Below are 18944 nucleotides of genomic sequence, written 5' to 3' on the forward strand. Positions count from 1 at the left end.
ATCTTCCCTGAGCTTCCCCCGGTTCACGTAGCCAACAATTAGAAGGACCCCAGACATGACAGCTGCAACCCCCAACACCCCCGCCGTCGATCACGCCGAGCGCGTCAAGGTCACCGAAGTCGTGCTGCGCGATGGCCACCAGTCGTTGATCGCGACCCGCATGCGCACCGAGGACATGCTGCCGATTGCCGCGCGCCTCGATCAGGCCGGTTTCTACAGTCTCGAAGTGTGGGGCGGCGCGACCTTCGATGCCTGCGTGCGTTTTTTGAAGGAAGACCCCTGGGCGCGTCTGAAGGCGCTCAAGGAAGCCATGCCCAATACCCCGCTGCAGATGCTGCTGCGCGGCCAGAACCTGCTCGGCTATCGTCACTACGCCGATGATGTGGTGGAGGCCTTCGTCGAGCGCGCCGCGGCAGGTGGCATCGATATCTTCCGTGTCTTCGATGCCCTGAATGACCTGCGCAACATGGAAACCGCCATGCGTGCGGTCAAGAAGGCCGGCAAGCACGCCCAGGGCACCATCTGCTACACCGTAAGCCCGGTGCATACGCTGGAGATGTACGTCGAGCAGGCGCGCAAGCTGGTCGAGATGGGGGCCGATTCCATCGCCATCAAGGACATGGCTGGCCTGCTGACGCCGTATGCCACCTACGACCTGGTCAGCGCGCTGGTCGAGGCGGTCGAGGTGCCGGTCCACCTGCACAGTCACGCCACGGCGGGCCTGGCGCCGCAATGCCAGATCAAGGCCGTCGAGGCGGGCTGTCGCCATATCGATACCTGTATCTCGGCCTTCGCCGGCGGCACCAGCCATCCGGCCACCGAATCCTTCGTGGCCTCGCTGCGCGGCACCCAGTGGGATACCGGCCTTGAGCTGGAGTCGCTGCGCGAGATCGGCGATTACTTCCACGAGGTGCGCAGCAAGTATGCGGCCTTCGAGAGTGAATTCACCCGTGAGGATGTCTCGGTCCAGATCAGTCAGATCCCCGGCGGCATGATGTCCAATCTGGCCAGCCAGCTGAAGGAGCAGAACGCCCTGGAGCGCATCCGCGAGGTGTTCGATGAGATTCCGCGTGTGCGTGCCGATCTCGGCTATCCGCCGCTGGTCACCCCGACCTCGCAGATCGTCGGCACCCAGGCGGTACTCAACGTGCTGACCGGCGAGCGCTACAAGAGCATCACCAACGAGGTGAAGCGCTATCTGCAGGGCGGCTATGGTCAGGCGCCGGCACCGGTCAATGAAGAGGTGCGCTCGCGTGCCATCGGCAACGCGCCGGTGGAAGTCGGGCGCCCGGCCGACCTGCTCACCCCGGAGATGACGCGTCTCACCGAGGAGCTGGGCGAGCTGGCCGAGTCCCCCGAGGACGTGCTGACCTTCGCCATGTTCCCGGAGCTGGGGCGTGACTTCCTCAACGAGCGCCGCGCCGGCACGCTCACACCGGAAATCATCCCCCAGGGCGAGGCGGAACGCCCGGTGACCTCTGGCGTGCCGACCGAATTCGTCATCGACGTGCACGGTGAGTCCTACGCGGTGCAGATCACCGGCGTCGGCGGCGCCAAGGGCAGCAAGCGTCACGTCTATCTGACCCTGGACGGCATGCCGGAAGAGGTGGTGTTCGAGGCCAAGGACGATTACGTGGCGGGCGGCCAGAGCGGCGGACGTGCCAGCGCCTCTGCGCCGGGCCATGTCACCACCGCGATGCCGGGCAACATCGTCGAGGTGCTGGTCGCGGTCGGTGACAGCGTCACCGCGGGCCAGTCGGTGCTGATCAGTGAGGCGATGAAGATGGAGACCGAGATCGCCGCGCGTGTCGACGGTACCGTCAAGGCCATTCATGTCGCGCGTGGCGATCGTGTCACGCCGGGGGAAGTGCTGATCGAGATCGCGTGATGCCAGCGGCGGCGAGGTTGCAAAATCTGGCCGCCGTCACCATCTGACAGCTATACGATCACCAGGGGCGGCCGGGCATCTTCGAGGCTCTGCCGTCCTTTCCTGTGGAAGGACCAACATGGCAACACATTTCGAGCAGGTTCCCGGCCTGAGTGAGCAGATCGACCCGGCCACCCGTGGTTACGTCTTCAATCAGACCATGCTGCGCATCAAGGACCCCGAGCGTAGCCTGGATTTCTACACCCGCGTGCTGGGCATGCGTCTGGTACGCAAGCTCGACTTCCCGGAAATGCAGTTCAGCCTCTATTTCCTCGCCTATCTGGATGACGACCAGGCCAGTGAAGTGCCCAGTGATGACCTGAAGCGCACTACCTACACCTTCGGGCGTGAGGCGATGCTGGAGCTGACCCATAACTGGGGCACCGAGAATGACTCGGACTTCGCCTACCATGACGGCAACGCCCAACCGCAGGGCTTCGGCCATATCGGGGTCAGCGTGCCGGATGTCTATGCGGCTGCCGAGCGTTTCGAGTCGCTGGACGTCGAGTTCGTCAAGCGCCCCGACGATGGCAAGATGAAGGGTCTGGCCTTCGTGAAGGACCCCGATGGTTACTGGATCGAGATCCTGCGCGCCGATACCTTCGAGCGTCAGGCCAACGGCGAAGCCTGAGGCAGGCCGCCGCTGTAAAAGAACCGCCACCGCCGGCATGCCCGGGGTGGCGGTTTTTCGTTTATGCGAAACCCCGCGTTGCAGGGGTGTCAGCGGCATTCGCTTGCTGCAATGATGATGTCTGACTGACACTCGCAAGGCGCTCATTATTGATCGCCCTTGAGATGGATGGCCCTTGAGATCGATCGCCCATGACGAAAGAGGAGACAGCTATGTCGGAGAATGCACAGCGGTTGAGCGGCAAGGTGGCGGTAGTCAGTGGGGCTTCACGCGGGATCGGCGCCGGGATCGCGCAGCGCCTGGCGGCGGACGGCGCTCACGTCGTCGTCAACTATCGCAGCGACAGTGATGGTGCCTTGCAGGTCGTGACGGATATCGAGTCGCGGGGCGGCAAGGCGATCGCCGTTCAGACCGATGTCGGTGTCAGCAGCGACGCGGCACAATTGTTCACCGAAGCCCGGCGCGTGTACGGCGGGGTGGATATCCTGGTCAACAATGCCGGCATGAGCATCTACAAGCCCATCGCCGATTTCACGGATGACGACTTCGCCAACCTGATGCAGGCCAATATGACCGGCTCCTTCAATCTGATGCGTGAGGCGGCGCGGCATCTGCGCGATGGCGGACGCGTGATCAACATGTCCACCTCGGTGACGCGGCAGATGTTCGCGACCTACGGGCCCTATGCGGCTTCCAAGGCCGCGGTGGACCAGCTGACGCGGGTGCTGGCCAAGGAAGTCGGCGAGCGAGGCATCACGGTCAATGCCGTGGCGCCGGGCCCGACGGACACCGGCCTGTTTCGTCACGGCAAGAGTGAAGAGACCATCGAGCGCCTCAAGGGCATGGCGGCGCTGGGGCGCATTGCGGACCCGCAGGATGTCGCAGCCGTGGTGGCCTGGCTTGCCAGCGAAGATGCCGGCTGGGTGAGTGGCCAGGTCATCGGTGCCAATGGCGGCTTTGCCTGAGGTCACCGAGGTGGGTTTTGCCTAACAACGCCCATGTTTGCGGCTATGCTGTTGTCAGGATGAGGTTTGTTCAGACATTGGCATGAGGGGCTGGTATGAAGGTGACAGCTAGCGAAGTCCACGGCGATATCTCGCCGCAGGGCGTGATCCCGGCTCCCGATGGTTTGCGCGTGGGCTATCCCGGGCACCTTGGGGGGTACTCGCGCGAGTGCGCGCTCAAGCTCTATGCCAACGACGCCCAGCTCAAGGCTTACGCAGGCATCGACGAGGTCATCAGGGCGCTGGCGGAAGGCGAGATCGATACCGCCGTGGTGCCCTGGTCGCGTGGGCATCAGCGTCCGGTGCGCACCACGCATCAGGCGCTGGCCTTCTGGACGGGCATCTGCGTCGAGCGGCGCGTATTCCGTGCCATCAGTCTCAGTCTGCTGGGGCCGCCCGGGGCTTCGCCGTCGGCGGTGAGGCGTATCGTGGCACGCGAGGCCCTGTTCGAAGAGTGCGATGCCTGGCTGCAGCAGAACCTGCCGGAGGTCGAGCGGGTGGAGTGTCTGCACATGGCGGATGCGCTGGACATGGCAGAGAGTCGCAGCGATACGCTGGCCATCGCGCCGCCATCGCTGGCGCGCCGCCCGGGGCTTGTGTGCCTCGCGCAGCGCATCGAGGATGACCCCGGGCGTGTGGCGCAATTCGCGGTGCTGAGGCGTGATCACGCGCGGGTGCGCGGCCAATGCTTTTCCTGTGATGCCACGGTGGATGAAGGGCCGGGAAACGCCGTGCTGTCCGGTGCCAGCGAGCCCACCGGGTGAGGCTCGCCGCTCGGCCCTGAGTTCCGTTATGCTGAAGGCCATTCGTCATCAGAGGCCTTTTGCATGGTGTCTTCCGACCAGCGCTCATCCGCTCCCTCCGTATCCTCTACACCAGAGACGCAGGACGCCGCGACTTCATCCGATGTCGCGGCGTCCTGCGTGGTGCAACGCATTCCTGCCACTCCCGCCGAGTGGAAGACCCCCGGCGAGCTTGATGCCCGCCTGCCGGTGCGGCCGGCCGTGGTGCCGGTCTCGCTGCCGACGGCCGGGCTGATCATCGTCGATGAGATCAACGGCTTCTGTCAGGTCGCTGGCGGTGCGCTGGCGCCTCAGGCGCCCAATGCCCAGGTCAGCAGGATGATTGCCCTCAGCGATACGCTGGCGCGGACCTTCAGTGAGCGCAATCGCCCCTTGCTGGCCTTCATTGATTCCCATGCGCCGGGCAAGCCGGAGCCGCCTTATCCCGCCCATTGTGAGCAGGGCAGCGGCGAGGATGAGCTGGTGGCGGAACTTGCCTGGCTGGAGGAGGAGCCGCAGGCCACGCTGGTGCGCAAGGACTGCATCAATGGCTACGTCGGCGCGATTGATCCCCATACCCAGGTCAATGCGCTGCAGGAGTGGGTGAGCGACGAAGGGCTGGAAACCCTGCTCGTGGTAGGCATCTGTACCGATATCTGCGTGATGGACCTGGTATTGACGTTGCTGTCGGCGCGCAATCACGGCCTGCTGGGCAAGGTGCGTGACATCGTGGTGCTGGAGCCCGGCTGTGCCACCTACGACCTGCCGGCCGAGGTGGTCGCGCAGCTGGGGCTCCCCGATACGGCGACGCATCCCCAGGCAGACAGTCATCACATCGGTCTTTACTGCATGGCGGCGCGTGGTGCGGTGATCGCCAGTCAGCTTGAGCTGACTTCTTGAACAGATCTTGTGAGCTACTGTTATGGATTGAGCTGCGTCTCTCGAATAGCGTCGCCGGATAGAGGGATAGCGGGATAGCGGGGAAGTGGAGAGAGAAAGAGCTGGGAAGGTGGCAGGAAGGCAGCAATTTCGTCAGATGCCGCGCCGGCAATACTGCCCGTCTGCGCAAAAGGTAGTTTGATTACAACATCTGGCCATGAAAACGCCGCCTCTCTTGCGAGCAGGCGGCGTTTTCATGGGGCGACATCCAGCGTCATTCAGGCGCGGGTGCTGACCCAGTCATTGGCGTCCGGCACGGCCACTTCGACTTCCTCGGAGATCAACTTCGAGTGGAAGAGGAAGTCCGCGCTGGCCGCATTGCTGGCGACCGGCACGTTCCACAATGCTGCCAGGCGCAGCAGCGCCTTGACGTCAGGATCGTGCGGCATCGGCGCGAACGGATCCCACAGGAAGACCAGCAGGTCCAGATTGCCTTCGGCGATGCGCGCGCCGATCTGCTGATCACCGCCCAGCGGGCCGCTCAGCAAGCCCTCGACCTCGAGGCCCAGCTCCTTGCTGATGCGGCGGGCTGTGGTGCCCGTGCCCAGTAGCTGGTGGCGGGACAGCTCATCGCGCCAGCGATTGGCCCACGCCAGCATTTCATCCTTCTTGCCATCGTGCGCCACCAGCGCAATGCGCTTGCGTGCTGGCAGGGTGCGCCGTGCCTGGCGCTTGGGTCGTTGTTCGCTCATTCCCTGACCTCCTGAGGATGGGGCAATGTCGCTGGCCTCCCGCCCTGAAAGGCCCGGGGCGGGAGGCCAGCGAGGCCGATCAGTCGATGGTGCTGCCGACAGTGACGATCTTCATGGTGTTGGTGCCGCCATGTGCGTTCATCTGGTCGCCACGGGTCAGGATCACCAGGTCACCGCGAGTCGCGATGCCACGGGCTTCCAGTTCCGCGATGGCGCGGCGGTTGATTTCCGCCGCCGGCAATTCGCTGGAATCGAAGGGCAGTGACACCACACCACGGTAGAGCGCCATGCGACGCTGGGTCTTCTGGTCCTGCGCCAGGCCGACGATGGGCAGACCGGAGCGGATGCGCGAGGCGATCAGCGGGGTATAGCCGGATTCCGTCATGCACACGATGGCCACGACACCGGTCAGGTGGTTGGCGGCATACATCGCGGACAGCGCGATGGTCTCGTCGGTCTTGCTGAAGCCTTCGTGGATGCGGTGCTGGGATTCCTGCGCGGCACGCTCACGTTCGGCGCCCAGGCAGACGCGATCCATGGTCTCGATGGTCTCGACCGGGAAGTCGCCGGCGGCGGTCTCGGCCGACAGCATCACGGCGTCGGTGCCGTCGAGCACGGCATTGGCGACGTCGAAGACTTCGGCGCGGGTCGGCAGCGGCGCGCTGATCATGGATTCCATCATCTGGGTGGCCGTGATGACCACGCGGTTGAGGCTGCGCGCGCGGCGGATCATGCGCTTCTGCACGCCGATCAGCTGGGCATCGCCAATCTCGACGCCTAGGTCGCCACGCGCCACCATCACGCCTTCACTGGCGAGGATGATGCCATCCAGCACGGCGTCGTCGGCCACGGCTTCGGCGCGCTCGACCTTGGCGATCAGGCCGATGTCACGACCTTCCTCGCCCAGCAGTTCACGTGCCAGCTGCATGTCGGCGCCGCTGCGCGGGAAGGACACGGCCAGATAGTCGACGCCGATATCGATGGCGGTCTTCAGGTCAGCCTTGTCCTTGTCGGTCAGGGCTTCGGCAGACAGGCCGCCGCCTTGCTTGTTGATGCCCTTGTTGTTGGACAGCTTGCCGCCGACCTTGACGGTGGTGTGGATCTCGTTGCCCTTGAGCTCATTGACCTCAAGCACCACACGGCCATCGTCGAGCAGCAGCACGTCGCCCGCGACCACGTCATCGGCCAGTTCCTGGTAGTCACAGCCGACACGCTCGACGGTACCTTCATCACGGCCCAGGCCGATATCGAGAATGAACGGCTGGCCTTCGCTCAGCTTGACGGCGGTATCCTTGAAGCGCGCGATGCGGATCTTCGGACCCTGCAGGTCGCCCAGCACGGCGACGCTGCGGCCCTGGGCGGCGGCGGCCTGACGTACGGCCTCGGCGCGCATGCGGTGATCTTCGGGGCTACCGTGGGAGAAGTTGAGGCGTACCACATCGACTCCGGCACGAATCATCGCGTCGAGCACACCCGGCTTGTCACTGGCAGGGCCGAGAGTGGCGACAATCTTGGTGCGGCGGATCGGGCCGTTGAACGCGTGCGGCATGAAAGCATACTCCTTGAACACTGGCGTGATGGACTGGCTGGTAACGCAAACCAGGTTGTTGTCATTTTACTACATTGAAGGCTGAAAGGGAGCCTGTCGAGTATCGTCGGCTGTCGTTGTCCATTCTCGTGATCACGATCGGGACTGCAAGGGGTGACGTGAAGTATGCCGAGCGATTGTTGCGAATACGTTGTCGCGGGTACGCGGACATGGGCTGGGGCGCTAGGGTATGCCGCGCTGCGCCATGCGGGCGCGGCCCGTCATTTCGACGCCTGACGGCCAAGCGTCGCATGCTCTCTGCGGCAGCGTCGTGGTGACTGCCCCGTCACGTTAATGTCCGCCGGCTGGCTTTCACTGACAGCCATTCCAGTGCTACCTATATAGTGGCAATACCCTGCTGAGCGAAATTTCCGCTCATCGGCCCAGCGCAGACCCTGTACCGGCCGCGTGTATCGGGCCCGTTGACCGCTGCCATGCGCTGATGACCTATGCTCAAACCCGGCTCGGATGCCGGATTGCCACGACCACATGCCTGATGGCTGTCGATGTCATTCGGCGCAAGCCGCACGCTGACATGGCGGGTGGCATGGCATGTCTCGAGGCTGTCGCAGAGGCGACCTGTCGAGCCGCCCTGACGAGGCGTCAGTCTCAACATTGCTGGTCAGCGCTGAAATGCTGGGGTAGGGTAGGCGCATTTTTCGGCTGGGACAAAACCCAGCGCGACGAGTCATTCGCCGGCGCAATCAGCGCCGGCCAGGAGATGCGAGCAACCATGGGCAAGTCACTGGTGATCGTCGAGTCGCCCGCCAAGGCCAAGACCATCAACAAGTATCTCGGCAACGACTTCGTGGTGAAGTCGAGTGTCGGGCACATCCGCGACCTGCCGACCAGCGGTAGCGGCAAGCAGGCCACCGACCCCAAGGAACGTGCCCGTCAGGCGGCGGAGACTCGCAAGATGTCGCCCGAGGTCAAGGCGGCTCACAAGGCGGAGAAGGCCAAGACCCAGTTGATCCGCCGCATGGGGGTCGACCCGGAAAATGGCTGGGAGGCGCATTACGAGATCCTGCCCGGCAAGGAAAAGGTCGTTTCCGAGCTGACGCGTCTGGCCGAGAAAGCCGACACCATCTATCTCGCGACGGATCTGGACCGCGAAGGTGAGGCGATTGCCTGGCACCTGCGCGAGACCATCGGTGGCGACGATTCGCGTTACAAGCGCGTGGTGTTCAACGAGATCACCAAAAAGGCGATCACGGCGGCCTTCGATGAGCCGGGCGAGCTGAAGATGGATCGCGTGCATGCCCAGCAGGCACGCCGCTATCTGGATCGCGTCGTCGGCTTCATGGTCTCGCCGCTGCTGTGGGCCAAGGTCGCTCGTGGCCTGTCCGCTGGTCGTGTGCAGTCGGTTGCCGTGCGTCTGATCGTCGAGCGTGAGCGCGAGATCCGCGCCTTCATCCCCGAAGAGTTCTGGGATGTCCACGCTGAGCTGGCAGCCGCCAGTGGTGAAGCGATCCGTTTCGAGCTGGCGCGTCAGGATGGCAAGGCCTTCCGTCCGACCAGCGAGAAGGAGACGATGGATCGCATCGCGGCGCTGCGCACGGCCAAGCTCGCGATCACCAATCGTGAAGACAAGCCGACGCGCTCCAAGCCGAACGCGCCGTTCATCACCTCGACCCTGCAGCAGGCGGCCAGTGGTCGTCTCGGCTTCTCGGTCAAGAAGACCATGATGATGGCCCAGCGTCTCTACGAGGCGGGTTACATCACCTACATGCGTACCGACTCGACCAATCTGTCGGCGGACGCGGTGGCTACGGCACGCGACTTCATCAGCGAAGAATACGGCAGCAACTACCTGCCGGAAGCGGCCAACGTCTACTCCAGCAAGGAAGGCGCCCAGGAAGCGCACGAAGCGATTCGTCCTTCCGAAGTGTCGCGCCGCGCCACCGATCTCGCCGGCATGGAGCGTGACGCCGAGCGCCTGTATGAGCTGATCTGGCGTCAGTTCGTGGCCTGTCAGATGCTGCCGGCCGAATACCTGTCCTCCACGCTGACCATCGAAGTGGATGGCTACGAGCTGCGCGCCAAGGGTCGTGTGCTCAAGTTCGACGGTTACACGCGTGTCATGAAGCCGATGGGCAAGAAGGAAGAGGACCAGTCGCTGCCGGACCTCGCCATCGGCGAGAAGCTGGACCTGGTCGAGCTGCAGCCGCTGCAGCACTTCACCAAGCCCACGGCGCGTTACACCGAGGCCAGTCTGGTCAAGGAGCTGGAGAAGCGCGGTATCGGTCGTCCGTCCACCTATGCCGCCATCATCTCCACCATCCAGGACCGTGGCTACGTGGCGCTGGAAAACCGTCGCTTCTATGCCGAGAAGCTGGGCGATATCGTCACCGATCGCCTCAGCGAGTCCTTCAAGGACCTGATGGACTTCGGCTTCACGGCGCGCATGGAAGACTATCTCGATGAGGTGGCCAACGGCGGGCGCAACTGGCGCGAGCTGCTGGACACCTTCTACGCCGAGTTCAAGGCCGAGCTGGACCACGCCCAGTCCGAAGAGGGCATGCGTCCCAACCAGCCGGTGCCGACGGACATCGCCTGCCCGACCTGTGGGCGTGAGATGCAGATTCGTACCGCCTCGACCGGGGTCTTCCTGGGCTGTTCCGGCTACAACCTGCCGCCCAAGGAGCGCTGCAAGACCACCATCGATCTGCTGCCGGGCGATGAAGCCGTGGCGGCCGATGCCGGTGAAGATGCCGAGACGGATGCGCTGCGCGCCAAGCGTCGCTGCCCGATCTGCGCCACCGCGATGGACAGCTACCTGATCGATGAGCAGCGCAAGCTGCACGTCTGCGGCAATAGCCCGGACTGTGTCGGTCATGAGGTCGAGGAAGGTCAGTTCCGCATCAAGGGTTACGATGGCCCGGTGATCGAGTGCGACAAGTGCGGCTCCGACATGCAGCTCAAGACCGGGCGTTTCGGCAAGTACTTCGGCTGTACCAACGAGAATTGCAAGAACACCCGCAAGCTGCTCAAGTCCGGTGAGGTGGCGCCGCCGAAGATGGACCCGATTCCGATGCCGGAACTTGCCTGCGTCAAGGTCGAGGACCACTACGTGCTGCGCGATGGCGCCAGTGGCCTGTTCCTGGCGGCCAGTCAGTTCCCCAAGAATCGCGAGACGCGTCCGCCGCTGGTCAAGGAGCTCAAGGCGCATGCCGACGAGCTGCCGGAGAAGTATCACTTCATTCTCGAGGCCCCGGATCAGGACCCGGATGGACGTCCGGCGCAGATTCGCTTCTCGCGCAAGGTCAAGGCTCAGTACGTCATGACCGATGAGGAAGGCAAGGCGACCGGTTGGAAGGCGACCTACGACAACGGCCGCTGGGTCGTCGAGGACAAGCGCAAGGGAGCCAAGAGCTGATGAGTCAGCGTGCCCGTACCAATCAGCTGCTGTATCAGGCCGAGTTGCTGCTGGCCCAGTCAGCAGCCTCTGGCGACGATGAGCATGCCGTGGCGCGTCGCATGGCCGGTGAAGAGGGCGCGCTCGCCCTGCTGGAGCTGGCGCTGGCGTCATTGCTGGAAGAATGTGCCGTGACGGCGCGCTGGCCAGAGGGTAGCTGGCGCGAGCGCCTGGCGTCGCCGCCGACGCCCATCGCCGAGGTCGAGCAGCTGCGCAGCCTGCTGGAGCGTTCCGATAGCTGGTTGTCTGAGCTGGTCGCGGATGTGACCCGCCTGCATGAAGAGGGCGGCGTCGCGCGCCGCGAGGAATCGCGTTCGCGGGGTGATGGTCTGATCATCGCGGCAGCCTCGAGCGCCTCGCTGGCCGAGCGTCTCAGCGCCGCCATCACGGCATTCAAGGCGCTGCTGCCGCAGCTGCGTGAGTCGAGTGTCGAGTGGTAGGTCAAGGCGTTGATCTGGTGCTGCACGCTGGTGATGACTGGCGCATGGCAATCGGGTGACGTTTCGCCTTCACGGGTGCTAGACTGATCGCATTGTGGCAAGCCCTGCATTCTCCGGTACGACCATGGCTCTGGCTGTGGTCGTACTTTTTTCTGCGTCGCTGATGGCAACGCGGTGCCGGGCTTGCCAGCCGTCGCGCTGACGATTACAACGACGCCGGTATCTCGCGAGATGCCGTGCAGGAGGAATGACGTGTCCGATCCCGCCGTACTTGAAATTGTGCAAATGGAAGATGGTGAAGTGATTCTGCGCGCCGCGGAAAGCGAAGGTGAGCCGCTGCTCAGCATTCGCATTTCGGACGAGGCCGCCGATCTGCTGCGTGACAATCGTTTCGAGGTCGCGCGTGAGATGATCGACCACGCCATCACCCGGACTCGCCTCTGGGATGGCGAAGAAGACGAGGACGAGCAGTCAGAAGGCATCGTGCACTGATTCATCGCTCGCGCTTCGCGCACAAAAAACCCGCCTCGAGGCGGGTTTTTTGTGCAATGCGTGCGGCTTTTCTGTTGCTCAGAGCTCTGCGAGAAAGGTGCTGCTGGGCATAGCTCGTTGCTCAAAGCGCTGCTGGTCAAGGCCTCAGTGCAGGCCGCCATCGCGGATGACGCCCACCCCGAGACCTTCGATCTCCAGGCTGTCCGTGCGCAGGTCGACCTTGATCGGCGAGAAGTCCTCGTTCTCGGCTTCCAGCCACACGTAGTGCCCGTCACGGCGGAAGCGCTTGACGGTAACTTCATCCCCCAGACGTGCCACCACGATCTGTCCGTCACGCACGCTGCTGGTGCGGTGCACGGCCAGCAGGTCGCCTTCCAGAATTCCCACGTCCTTCATCGACACGCCGCGCACGCGCAACAGGTAGTCGGCAGCCGGCGAGAAGTAGTCGCTCGGCAGCGGGCAGTGACGGTCGATATGCTCGCTGGCAAGAATCGGACTGCCGGCGGCCACTTCCCCGATCACCGGCAGACCATCGTTGGCGCTGTCGTCGACGTCAGCCAGCGACGGCACGCGAATGCCGCGAGAGGTGCCCGGCACCATCTCGATGGCGCCCTTGCGCTTGAGGGCACGCAGATGCTCCTCGGCAGCATTCGGTGAGCGGAAGCCCAGCGCCTGGGCGATTTCGGCCCGCGTCGGCGGGTAGCCAGAGGACTTGATGGTCTTGATGATGAAGTCGAAGACATCCTGCTGGCGCGGAGTAAGCGGCTGGGTCATGGCATTGCCTTTGGCCTGGGCGGCATCTTGAGCTGACGGCACGGGGTGTGCATCCATACAACTGTCATTGTATCCAGTCATGGCGGTCATGCAAGGCATCGTGGCTTGCGTGGTGGCCTCAAAGGGCAGGTAGTCGCCGAGATATCGCTGTCTGGCGACTTTTCGTGCCGATATCCGAGGCATTCTTTCTTGATGGGAATGTCTGGAAGTGAATGCCTGGAGGTGAATGTCTGGTGGTGAATGTCTGGAAGTGAACCCGGCCTGGCTCTGGCGGGGTGGTCAGTCACCGAGCTAGGCGAGCCCTTGAATCGGCACGGTCAGCGTTGAGGGAATATCAGGCTTGGCTAAACCTCTGGCGTTTGAAACGCGAGAGAATTGTCAGTCATGGCATGGCGCGCTAGAATCAAAGTGTTTCAAACGAATGTTCGCCGATGGCGGTGCTCACGGGTGCCATGATCGAACGCGCCTTGCGGTGAACCTGCACCACCTCATGAGAGAGTCGCCGCGCGGGGCTTGCACCGTGACCTACGACTCCAGTCCTTTTCTACCTGACAAGGGTTCCGCCCATGGCCCAGACCGATACCGTTACCCGCATCCTCGATACTGCCGAGGTGCTGTTCGCCGAGCGCGGCTTCGCCGAGACCTCACTGCGCAACATCACCAGCAAGGCCAAGGTCAATCTGGCGGCGGTGAACTACCACTTCGGCTCCAAGAAATCGCTGATCCAGGCGGTCTTCGCGCGCTATCTCGACCCTTTCAGTGAGCGTTTCCACGCGGCACTCGACAGCGTCGAGCAGCAATACGCCGGGCGTCAGGTGCCGCTGGAGGTCCTGCTGGAGGTGATGGCGCGTACCGTGCTGGAGGTGCCGGCCGAGCGCAACAGCCTGCGTACCTTCATGCGCCTGCTCGGGCTTGCCTATACCCAGGGTCAGGGCCACATGCGGCGCTATATCCGCGAGCATTACGGCACGGTCTTCAGTCGCTTCGCCGAGCTTCTGAAGCTGGCGACGCCTGATCTGCCGGACAACGAGCGCTTCTGGCGTCTGCACTTCATGCTCGGCAGCGTGATCTTCACCTTCTCGGGCCTGGATGCGCTGCGCGATATCGAGGAGGCCGAGTACGGCCATCACACCACGGTGCGCGAGCTGATCCAGCACATGCGTCCGGTGGTGGTCGCGGCGATGGCAGCGCCGTTGCCTGCCTCGCTCGGGGATGGTGAGGCGGTCACCCAGGCGGCCAGCTGATGGCCTGCTGGGTAGCGGTGGACCTCTCGCGCCAAAGCCTTGAGATACGTAGTGACGCGCCGAGTGGCAGTCGTGATGCGCCGCCCCCCGCGGCTGACCCTGACGCGCTGGTGCATGCCTGCGCGATCTCCAGCGGCCTCAACGGTATCGGCGAGCTCGACGGCAGCGGTTGCACGCCAACCGGCTGGCATGTGATTCGTGCCGCCATCGGGGCGGGCAATCCGCGTGGCGCCGTCTATCGCGGACGGCGCTTCACGGGCGAGGTGTTCACGCCCGAGCTTGCCGCGGAGCATCCTGAGCGAGACTGGATCCTGACGCGCATTCTGTGGCTCAGCGGCCGCGAGCCCGGTGTCAATCGTGGTCGCAATGCCCGCGGCGAGCGGGTCGATAGCCTGCGTCGCTACATCTATTTTCATGGCACGCCCAGTACGGAGCCCATGGGGGTAGCGGCGTCCCACGGCTGCATTCGCATGCGTGATGACGACCTGCTGCGACTCTTTGCCGAGGCTGTGCCCGGCACCCCGGTGCTGCTGCATGCCTGAAGGCGCTGGTGCCCGAGTCTGATACCCTCCATGAGCTGTCACCGGAATCTAGGTAACAGTCCCTTGCCGGGGCGCAGCTGGCCGCGACTGTTCGATAGGGGTTCAGTCGGCTAGAATTGCGCCTTTCCTCGCGCTGGCAGCCTGATTCATCACGTTTCTTCCAGGCTGCCGAGCCCCGTAAAAGACATGAAGTCCTGGCGGTCGTGATTCCTCTCTTCACGGGACATCACTGCCGCAGGCCATGGACAGGAAGGATGACATGACACAGCCACTGGGCTCCGTAATGGTCGATGTTGCGGGGCTGACCCTCGCCCGCGACGAACGTGAACTGCTGGCACGCCCTGCCGTCGGGGGCGTCATCCTGTTTGCGCGCAATTGCGCCTCTCCCGAGCAGGTGTTGGAGCTGAGCCGCGAGATTCGCAGCGTCAATCCGCACCTGTTGATCGCCATCGATCAGGAAGGCGGGCGCGTCCAGCGTCTGCGCGAGGGTGTGACACGCCTGCCATCGATGCGCAGCCTGGCACAGTGCTGCCTCGGCCGTGACTGTGAGGGTTGCGGCGAAGACGCCCAGGCCGCAGGCCTGGGACTGGCACGCGATGCCGGCTGGCTGCTGGGCATGGAAATGGCAGCCATCGGCTGTGATATCACCTTTGCGCCGGTACTGGATATCGATGTGGCGGGCTCGACCATCATTGGCGATCGCAGCTTCGGCGCCACGCCGGAAGACGTCATCGCGGTGGGCGGCGCCTTCATCGACGGGCTGCAGGAGGCGGGCATGTCCGCCGTCGGCAAGCATTACCCGGGGCATGGTGGCATCTCGGCAGATACCCATCTGGAACGCGTGGTCGATCCGCGGCCGTTCCGCGAGCTGCGCGAGCATGACCTCAAGCCCTTCGCGGCCCTCGCCGAGCGTCTGGGCGGCGTGATGCCGGCGCATGTGATCTATCCGGATTTCGATGCTCGTCCCGCGGGCTTCTCGCCCAGCTGGTTGGGTCTGCTGCGCGAAGAGTTCGGCTTCAAGGGCGCCATCTTCTCCGATGATCTCGGCATGGCGGCGGCCGTCGCGGAAGGTGGCCCGGCAGAGCGTGCACGCCTGGCGCTGGACGCCGGCTGTGACATGGCGCTGGTCTGCAATGACCCGGCCGCCGCGCGCGAAGTGCTCGACAGCCTCGATGACGATGAGCAGCGCCACCGTGGCAAGCGCCAGGCGCGGCTACGCTATGCGCGAGCTCGCCCGACGCTGGATGGCCTGGTGGGGCTGGCGCGCTGGCGGCGCACCCACGCGCGGCTCGAATCGATGGCGGCCAGTCAGGCATCACGGCAGGCTGCCATGCCCTCGGGCACGCTAGGCGCTGTCGAGGCGTCTGACGCGTCTGACGCACGGTCGGCCTCTGAGTCCGGTAGCGCGCAATAATCAGGCACGCGGTGCCTTTTTCGAGTCGAAGACTGGCAAGGAATTCCCATGGCTGAGCAATCCGCCACCGAGGCTGCTGCCGACAAGCTGGCAGCGCCTGCCGAAGAGATGATCAATCAATGGGTCGAGCCGCTGCGCCACTGGGTCGAGCAGACCTTTGGTCTGCCGCTGTGGGGCATCAATCTCGCTCTGCTGCTGCTGGCGGTGCTGTTGCTGCACCTCATCGAGCGAGTGGTGCTCAGCCGCCTGGCGACGCATGCCGAGAAGAGTCGCAACCTGTGGGATGACGCCCTGGTGCATGGCCTGCGTCATCCCTTGTCATTCTGGCTCTACAGCATGGGGGTGTTGCTGGCGCTCGGCATCATCGCCAGCCAGTTCAGCCTCGGCGGGGCCGAGAAGTACCTGGGCACGGCGCGCCAAATCGTGACACTGCTGGCGCTGGCCTGGGCGTTGATCCGCATGGTCAAGCGCTTCGAGGCGCTGCGCACCATGCCGCCGCCTGGCACCAACGTCAACGCGATGGATGCCACTACGGCCTCGGCGATCAGCAAGCTGCTGCGGGCGGTCGTGGTCGTGCTGGTGGGGCTGGCCATCCTGCAGAATCTCGGCGTCTCGTTGTCCGGGGTGCTGGCCTTCGGGGGTGTCGGCGGTATCGCGGTCGGCTTTGCGGCGCGGGATCTGCTGGCCAACTTCTTCGGCGCCCTGATGATCCATCTCGACCGGCCCTTCAAGGTCGGCGACTGGATCCGCTCACCGGACCGCGAGATCGAGGGCACCGTCGAGGATATCGGTTGGCGCCTGACGCGCATCCGCACCTTCGACATGCGGCCCCTCTACGTGCCGAACGCCATCTTCACCAGCATCTCGGTGGAGAATCCGTCGCGCATGTACAATCGCCGTATCTTCGAGACCGTGGGGCTGCGCTATGAGGATGCCGCCCAGGTCGGCCCCATCGTTGCCGCGGTACGCGAGATGCTGGAAGGCCATGACGAGATCGACCAGACGCGCACCCAGATCGTGAACTTCACCACCTACGGTGAGCATTCGCTGAACTTCTTCGTCTATGTCTTCACGCGCACCACCGACTGGGTGAAGTACCACGCGATCAAGCAGGATGTCCTGCTCAAGGTGCACGACATCATCCGTGAGCATGATGCCCAGGTGGCGCTGCCGGGGCAGCGTCTGCACTTTGCCGATGTGCTGTCCTTTGAAGGACGCCACCATGAACACGACGCCGAGGCTGAGAATGCCGCGGCGTCATCAGACACGCAGACGCGCGGGTCCCGCCGCCGTTCTGATTCAACCGCCGCTGCTACATCCTCCTCTGCGCCCGTCCGGCGTGGAGATGAGGCCAGTGACACCCAGGAAACTCCCGATGCTGACTCCGACGCCTGAGACCCTCACCGCCCTGCATGACGAAATGCGTGAGGTGATGGACAACGCCGATTGCCTGATCCCGCAAGCTGACCTTGAAGTGGCACTCGACCGCATGGCCGTTGAGCTGACGGAACGCCTCGGCGATCGCATGCCGATCTTCTATTGCGTGATGAACGGCGGCCTGATCACCGCCGGCCAGCTGCTGACCCGCCTCGACTTCCCGCTGGAAGTCGATTATCTGCACGCCACTCGCTACCGTGGCGCGATGCGCGGCGGCGAGCTGTTCTGGCGCGTCAACCCGGAGCTGCCGATGGCCGGTCGCGACGTGGTGATCGTTGATGACATTCTCGATGAGGGTGGCACCCTGGCCGCGATCCTCGAGTACTGTCGTGAAGCCGGTGCGCGCAGCGTATCCAGCTGTGTGCTGGTCGACAAGAAGCATGACCGCAAGGCCTATCCGGGCTTCAAGGCCGATTTCTGTGGTCTCGACGTCGAAGACCGCTTCCTGTTCGGCTTCGGCATGGACTACAAGGGCTATTGGCGTAACGCGCCAGGCATCTACGCGCCCAAGGGGCTGTAACCCAAGTGTCTGTGACATGAGCCGCCGGATGGCAGTCGCCATCGCGTGCGATAGCCATCGTCAACGCTGGCATTCGTTCACCACCCGCCCGGGCAACCGCGGCGGGTGGTGTCGTTTTCGGGGCCTTTTCTGTTCTCCTGGCGCAGAGCGTGACGATTGTGCTTGTCGTTGCCGGTTGGCTCGGAGTAGCGTTCGCTGAGGATCGGGGTGTCCGGTCCCGAGAGATTCCTGCACATGGGTGGCAAGGAGGCGGGCGATGCTGGCGGTGATCGGTGGGACGGGGTTCGGCAGTTGGTCAGGCATGGAAGTGCTCAGGCGCGGCGGGCAGGAAACGCCCCTGGGGGCGGCCTCCTGTGGCGTCGTGGAAGGGCGTCTGAATGGGCAGCCGCTGCTGTTTCTGGCCCGTCATGGCCAGCCGCACAAGGTGCCGCCGCATCGCATCAACTATCGCGCCAATCTATGGGCGCTCAAGCAGGCGGGCGCGACCCATGTGGTGGGGGTCAATTGCGTGTCCGGCATCGACCCGACGCTGGCCCCGGGCACGCTGGTGGTACCGGACCAGTTGATCGATTACACCGCCGGTCGCGAGGGCTCGTTCTTCGATGGGCGTTTCAAGCCGTTCCAGCATGTGTCGTTCGCCTGGCCGTATCACCGGGTCTGGCGTGAGGAGCTGCATGCGGCGGCCGCCGAGGCGGGGCTACCCCTTACGGCCGGCGGGGTGCTGGGCGTGGTGCAGGGGCCGCGGCTGGAGACGGCCGCCGAGATCCGCCTGATGGCGCGCGATGGCAATACGCTGGTCGGCATGACGGGCATGCCCGAGGCCGTGCTGGCCCGTGAGCTCGAGATGGAATACGCCAGCCTGTGTCTGGTGATCAGCCATGCCGCGGGCGTCGGCGAAGAGGAGCCGACCCGCGCAGGCACGGAATTCGTGATCGAGGCCGGCATGCCCAGGGTGCAGCGCTTGCTGGCGACGCTGTTGGCACGCCGTGCCTGAGCTGCCTGACTTCAGGAGGAGAGTGGGGGAGGCGATGGTTGTAGGTAGGCGGTGGTGTAGGTAGGGCGTGTAGAGGGTGTAGAGCGTGTAGAGGGTATGCCCGCACGAA

At 64.2% G+C, this 18944-nt stretch carries 17 protein-coding genes; 14 read left to right on the forward strand and 3 right to left on the reverse strand.

Translation table 11 applies throughout. The annotated features are described in order from the left end of the window. Nucleotides 1-55 precede the first annotated feature (55 nt). The 5 genes from oadA (at nt 56) to HA399_RS04235 (ending at nt 5244) form a co-directional block, all read left to right on the forward strand. Nucleotides 56-1888, forward strand: coding sequence for a sodium-extruding oxaloacetate decarboxylase subunit alpha (gene oadA / locus HA399_RS04215; RefSeq protein ID WP_404326164.1), 1833 nt, complete (start codon nt 56-58; stop codon nt 1886-1888). A gap of 118 nt (nt 1889-2006) precedes the next feature. Next, nucleotides 2007-2558, forward strand: coding sequence for a lactoylglutathione lyase (gloA, locus tag HA399_RS04220; RefSeq protein ID WP_404326165.1), 552 nt, complete (start codon nt 2007-2009; stop codon nt 2556-2558). 212 nt (nt 2559-2770) lie between these two features. Further along, nucleotides 2771-3523: an SDR family oxidoreductase gene (locus tag HA399_RS04225; RefSeq protein ID WP_404326166.1), complete on the forward strand. Its 753-nt coding sequence runs from the start codon at nt 2771-2773 to the stop codon at nt 3521-3523. Nucleotides 3524-3618: 95 nt separating this feature from the next. Further along, on the forward strand, nt 3619-4326 hold the full coding sequence (locus HA399_RS04230; RefSeq protein WP_404326167.1) for a prephenate dehydratase domain-containing protein: 708 nt from the start codon (nt 3619-3621) through the stop codon (nt 4324-4326). Nucleotides 4327-4389: 63 nt separating this feature from the next. After that, nucleotides 4390-5244, forward strand: coding sequence for an isochorismatase family protein (locus HA399_RS04235; protein WP_404326169.1), 855 nt, complete (start codon nt 4390-4392; stop codon nt 5242-5244). A gap of 257 nt (nt 5245-5501) precedes the next feature. Here HA399_RS04235 and HA399_RS04240 read toward each other — a convergent pair whose 3' ends face one another. Together HA399_RS04240 and pyk are read right to left on the reverse strand one after the other, a co-directional pair. Beyond that, on the reverse strand, nt 5502-5975 hold the full coding sequence (locus HA399_RS04240; RefSeq protein ID WP_054555025.1) for a methylglyoxal synthase: 474 nt from the start codon (nt 5973-5975) through the stop codon (nt 5502-5504). Nucleotides 5976-6054: 79 nt separating this feature from the next. Beyond that, a complete protein-coding gene (gene pyk / locus HA399_RS04245; protein WP_043331933.1) occupies nt 6055-7524 on the reverse strand; it encodes a pyruvate kinase in 1470 nt (489 codons plus the stop codon). Nucleotides 7525-8296: 772 nt separating this feature from the next. Between pyk and topA the strand changes: the two genes are divergently transcribed. The 3 genes from topA (at nt 8297) to HA399_RS04260 (ending at nt 11910) form a co-directional block, all read left to right on the forward strand. Continuing rightward, the gene (gene topA, locus HA399_RS04250; RefSeq protein ID WP_404326171.1) at nt 8297-10939 is read left to right on the forward strand and encodes a type I DNA topoisomerase; all 2643 of its coding nucleotides are present in this window, start codon (nt 8297-8299) and stop codon (nt 10937-10939) included. Beyond that, the gene (locus tag HA399_RS04255) at nt 10939-11418 is read left to right on the forward strand and encodes a DUF6586 family protein (RefSeq protein WP_288988838.1); all 480 of its coding nucleotides are present in this window, start codon (nt 10939-10941) and stop codon (nt 11416-11418) included. Before topA ends, HA399_RS04255 begins: the two co-directional genes overlap by 1 nt. Before the next feature lie 252 nt (nt 11419-11670). Continuing rightward, the gene (locus tag HA399_RS04260) at nt 11671-11910 is read left to right on the forward strand and encodes a hypothetical protein (protein WP_052384340.1); all 240 of its coding nucleotides are present in this window, start codon (nt 11671-11673) and stop codon (nt 11908-11910) included. A 144-nt stretch (nt 11911-12054) separates the two neighbouring features. On the opposite strand, the gene lexA is transcribed toward HA399_RS04260, so the two are convergent. Then, a complete protein-coding gene (gene lexA / locus HA399_RS04265; RefSeq protein ID WP_043332079.1) occupies nt 12055-12684 on the reverse strand; it encodes a transcriptional repressor LexA in 630 nt (209 codons plus the stop codon). A 566-nt stretch (nt 12685-13250) separates the two neighbouring features. Between lexA and HA399_RS04270 the strand changes: the two genes are divergently transcribed. From HA399_RS04270 to HA399_RS04295, 6 genes are all read left to right on the forward strand, one after another. Continuing rightward, entirely contained in the window at nt 13251-13928 is a 678-nt protein-coding gene (locus tag HA399_RS04270; RefSeq protein WP_043331928.1) for a TetR/AcrR family transcriptional regulator, read from the forward strand. Further along, entirely contained in the window at nt 13928-14470 is a 543-nt protein-coding gene (locus HA399_RS04275; protein ID WP_404326172.1) for a L,D-transpeptidase family protein, read from the forward strand. Before HA399_RS04270 ends, HA399_RS04275 begins: the two co-directional genes overlap by 1 nt. Before the next feature lie 259 nt (nt 14471-14729). Then, nucleotides 14730-15884, forward strand: a complete 1155-nt coding sequence (gene nagZ, locus HA399_RS04280) for a beta-N-acetylhexosaminidase (RefSeq protein WP_404326173.1) — start codon at nt 14730-14732, stop codon at nt 15882-15884. A gap of 48 nt (nt 15885-15932) precedes the next feature. Then, entirely contained in the window at nt 15933-17279 is a 1347-nt protein-coding gene (locus HA399_RS04285; protein WP_404326174.1) for a mechanosensitive ion channel family protein, read from the forward strand. Continuing rightward, entirely contained in the window at nt 17260-17841 is a 582-nt protein-coding gene (locus tag HA399_RS04290) for a hypoxanthine-guanine phosphoribosyltransferase (RefSeq protein ID WP_043331927.1), read from the forward strand. The genes HA399_RS04285 and HA399_RS04290 overlap by 20 nt, the downstream gene beginning before the upstream one ends. A gap of 256 nt (nt 17842-18097) precedes the next feature. Continuing rightward, complete coding sequence (locus HA399_RS04295; RefSeq protein ID WP_404326175.1) at nt 18098-18835, forward strand: S-methyl-5'-thioinosine phosphorylase; 738 nt, start codon at nt 18098-18100, stop codon at nt 18833-18835. Nucleotides 18836-18944: the final 109 nt, after the last annotated feature.

This window comes from Cobetia sp. UIB-001, assembly GCF_044789135.1.
GTDB classification, from domain to species: domain Bacteria; phylum Pseudomonadota; class Gammaproteobacteria; order Pseudomonadales; family Halomonadaceae; genus Cobetia; species Cobetia amphilecti.

What these genes read in the sequence shown, in the direction of transcription:
- oadA (WP_404326164.1), top strand. Translation starts at nt 56, where the DNA reads ATGACAGCTGCAACCCCCAACACCCCCGCCGTCGATCACGCCGAGCGC.
- gloA (WP_404326165.1), top strand. Translation starts at nt 2,007, where the DNA reads ATGGCAACACATTTCGAGCAGGTTCCCGGCCTGAGTGAGCAGATCGAC.
- HA399_RS04225 (WP_404326166.1), top strand. Translation starts at nt 2,771, where the DNA reads ATGTCGGAGAATGCACAGCGGTTGAGCGGCAAGGTGGCGGTAGTCAGT.
- HA399_RS04230 (WP_404326167.1), top strand. Translation starts at nt 3,619, where the DNA reads ATGAAGGTGACAGCTAGCGAAGTCCACGGCGATATCTCGCCGCAGGGC.
- HA399_RS04235 (WP_404326169.1), top strand. Translation starts at nt 4,390, where the DNA reads ATGGTGTCTTCCGACCAGCGCTCATCCGCTCCCTCCGTATCCTCTACA.
- HA399_RS04240 (WP_054555025.1), bottom strand. Translation starts at nt 5,975, where the DNA reads ATGAGCGAACAACGACCCAAGCGCCAGGCACGGCGCACCCTGCCAGCA.
- pyk (WP_043331933.1), bottom strand. Translation starts at nt 7,524, where the DNA reads ATGCCGCACGCGTTCAACGGCCCGATCCGCCGCACCAAGATTGTCGCC.
- topA (WP_404326171.1), top strand. Translation starts at nt 8,297, where the DNA reads ATGGGCAAGTCACTGGTGATCGTCGAGTCGCCCGCCAAGGCCAAGACC.
- HA399_RS04255 (WP_288988838.1), top strand. Translation starts at nt 10,939, where the DNA reads ATGAGTCAGCGTGCCCGTACCAATCAGCTGCTGTATCAGGCCGAGTTG.
- lexA (WP_043332079.1), bottom strand. Translation starts at nt 12,684, where the DNA reads ATGACCCAGCCGCTTACTCCGCGCCAGCAGGATGTCTTCGACTTCATC.
- HA399_RS04270 (WP_043331928.1), top strand. Translation starts at nt 13,251, where the DNA reads ATGGCCCAGACCGATACCGTTACCCGCATCCTCGATACTGCCGAGGTG.
- HA399_RS04275 (WP_404326172.1), top strand. Translation starts at nt 13,928, where the DNA reads ATGGCCTGCTGGGTAGCGGTGGACCTCTCGCGCCAAAGCCTTGAGATA.
- nagZ (WP_404326173.1), top strand. Translation starts at nt 14,730, where the DNA reads ATGACACAGCCACTGGGCTCCGTAATGGTCGATGTTGCGGGGCTGACC.
- HA399_RS04285 (WP_404326174.1), top strand. Translation starts at nt 15,933, where the DNA reads ATGGCTGAGCAATCCGCCACCGAGGCTGCTGCCGACAAGCTGGCAGCG.
- HA399_RS04290 (WP_043331927.1), top strand. Translation starts at nt 17,260, where the DNA reads ATGCTGACTCCGACGCCTGAGACCCTCACCGCCCTGCATGACGAAATG.
- HA399_RS04295 (WP_404326175.1), top strand. Translation starts at nt 18,098, where the DNA reads ATGCTGGCGGTGATCGGTGGGACGGGGTTCGGCAGTTGGTCAGGCATG.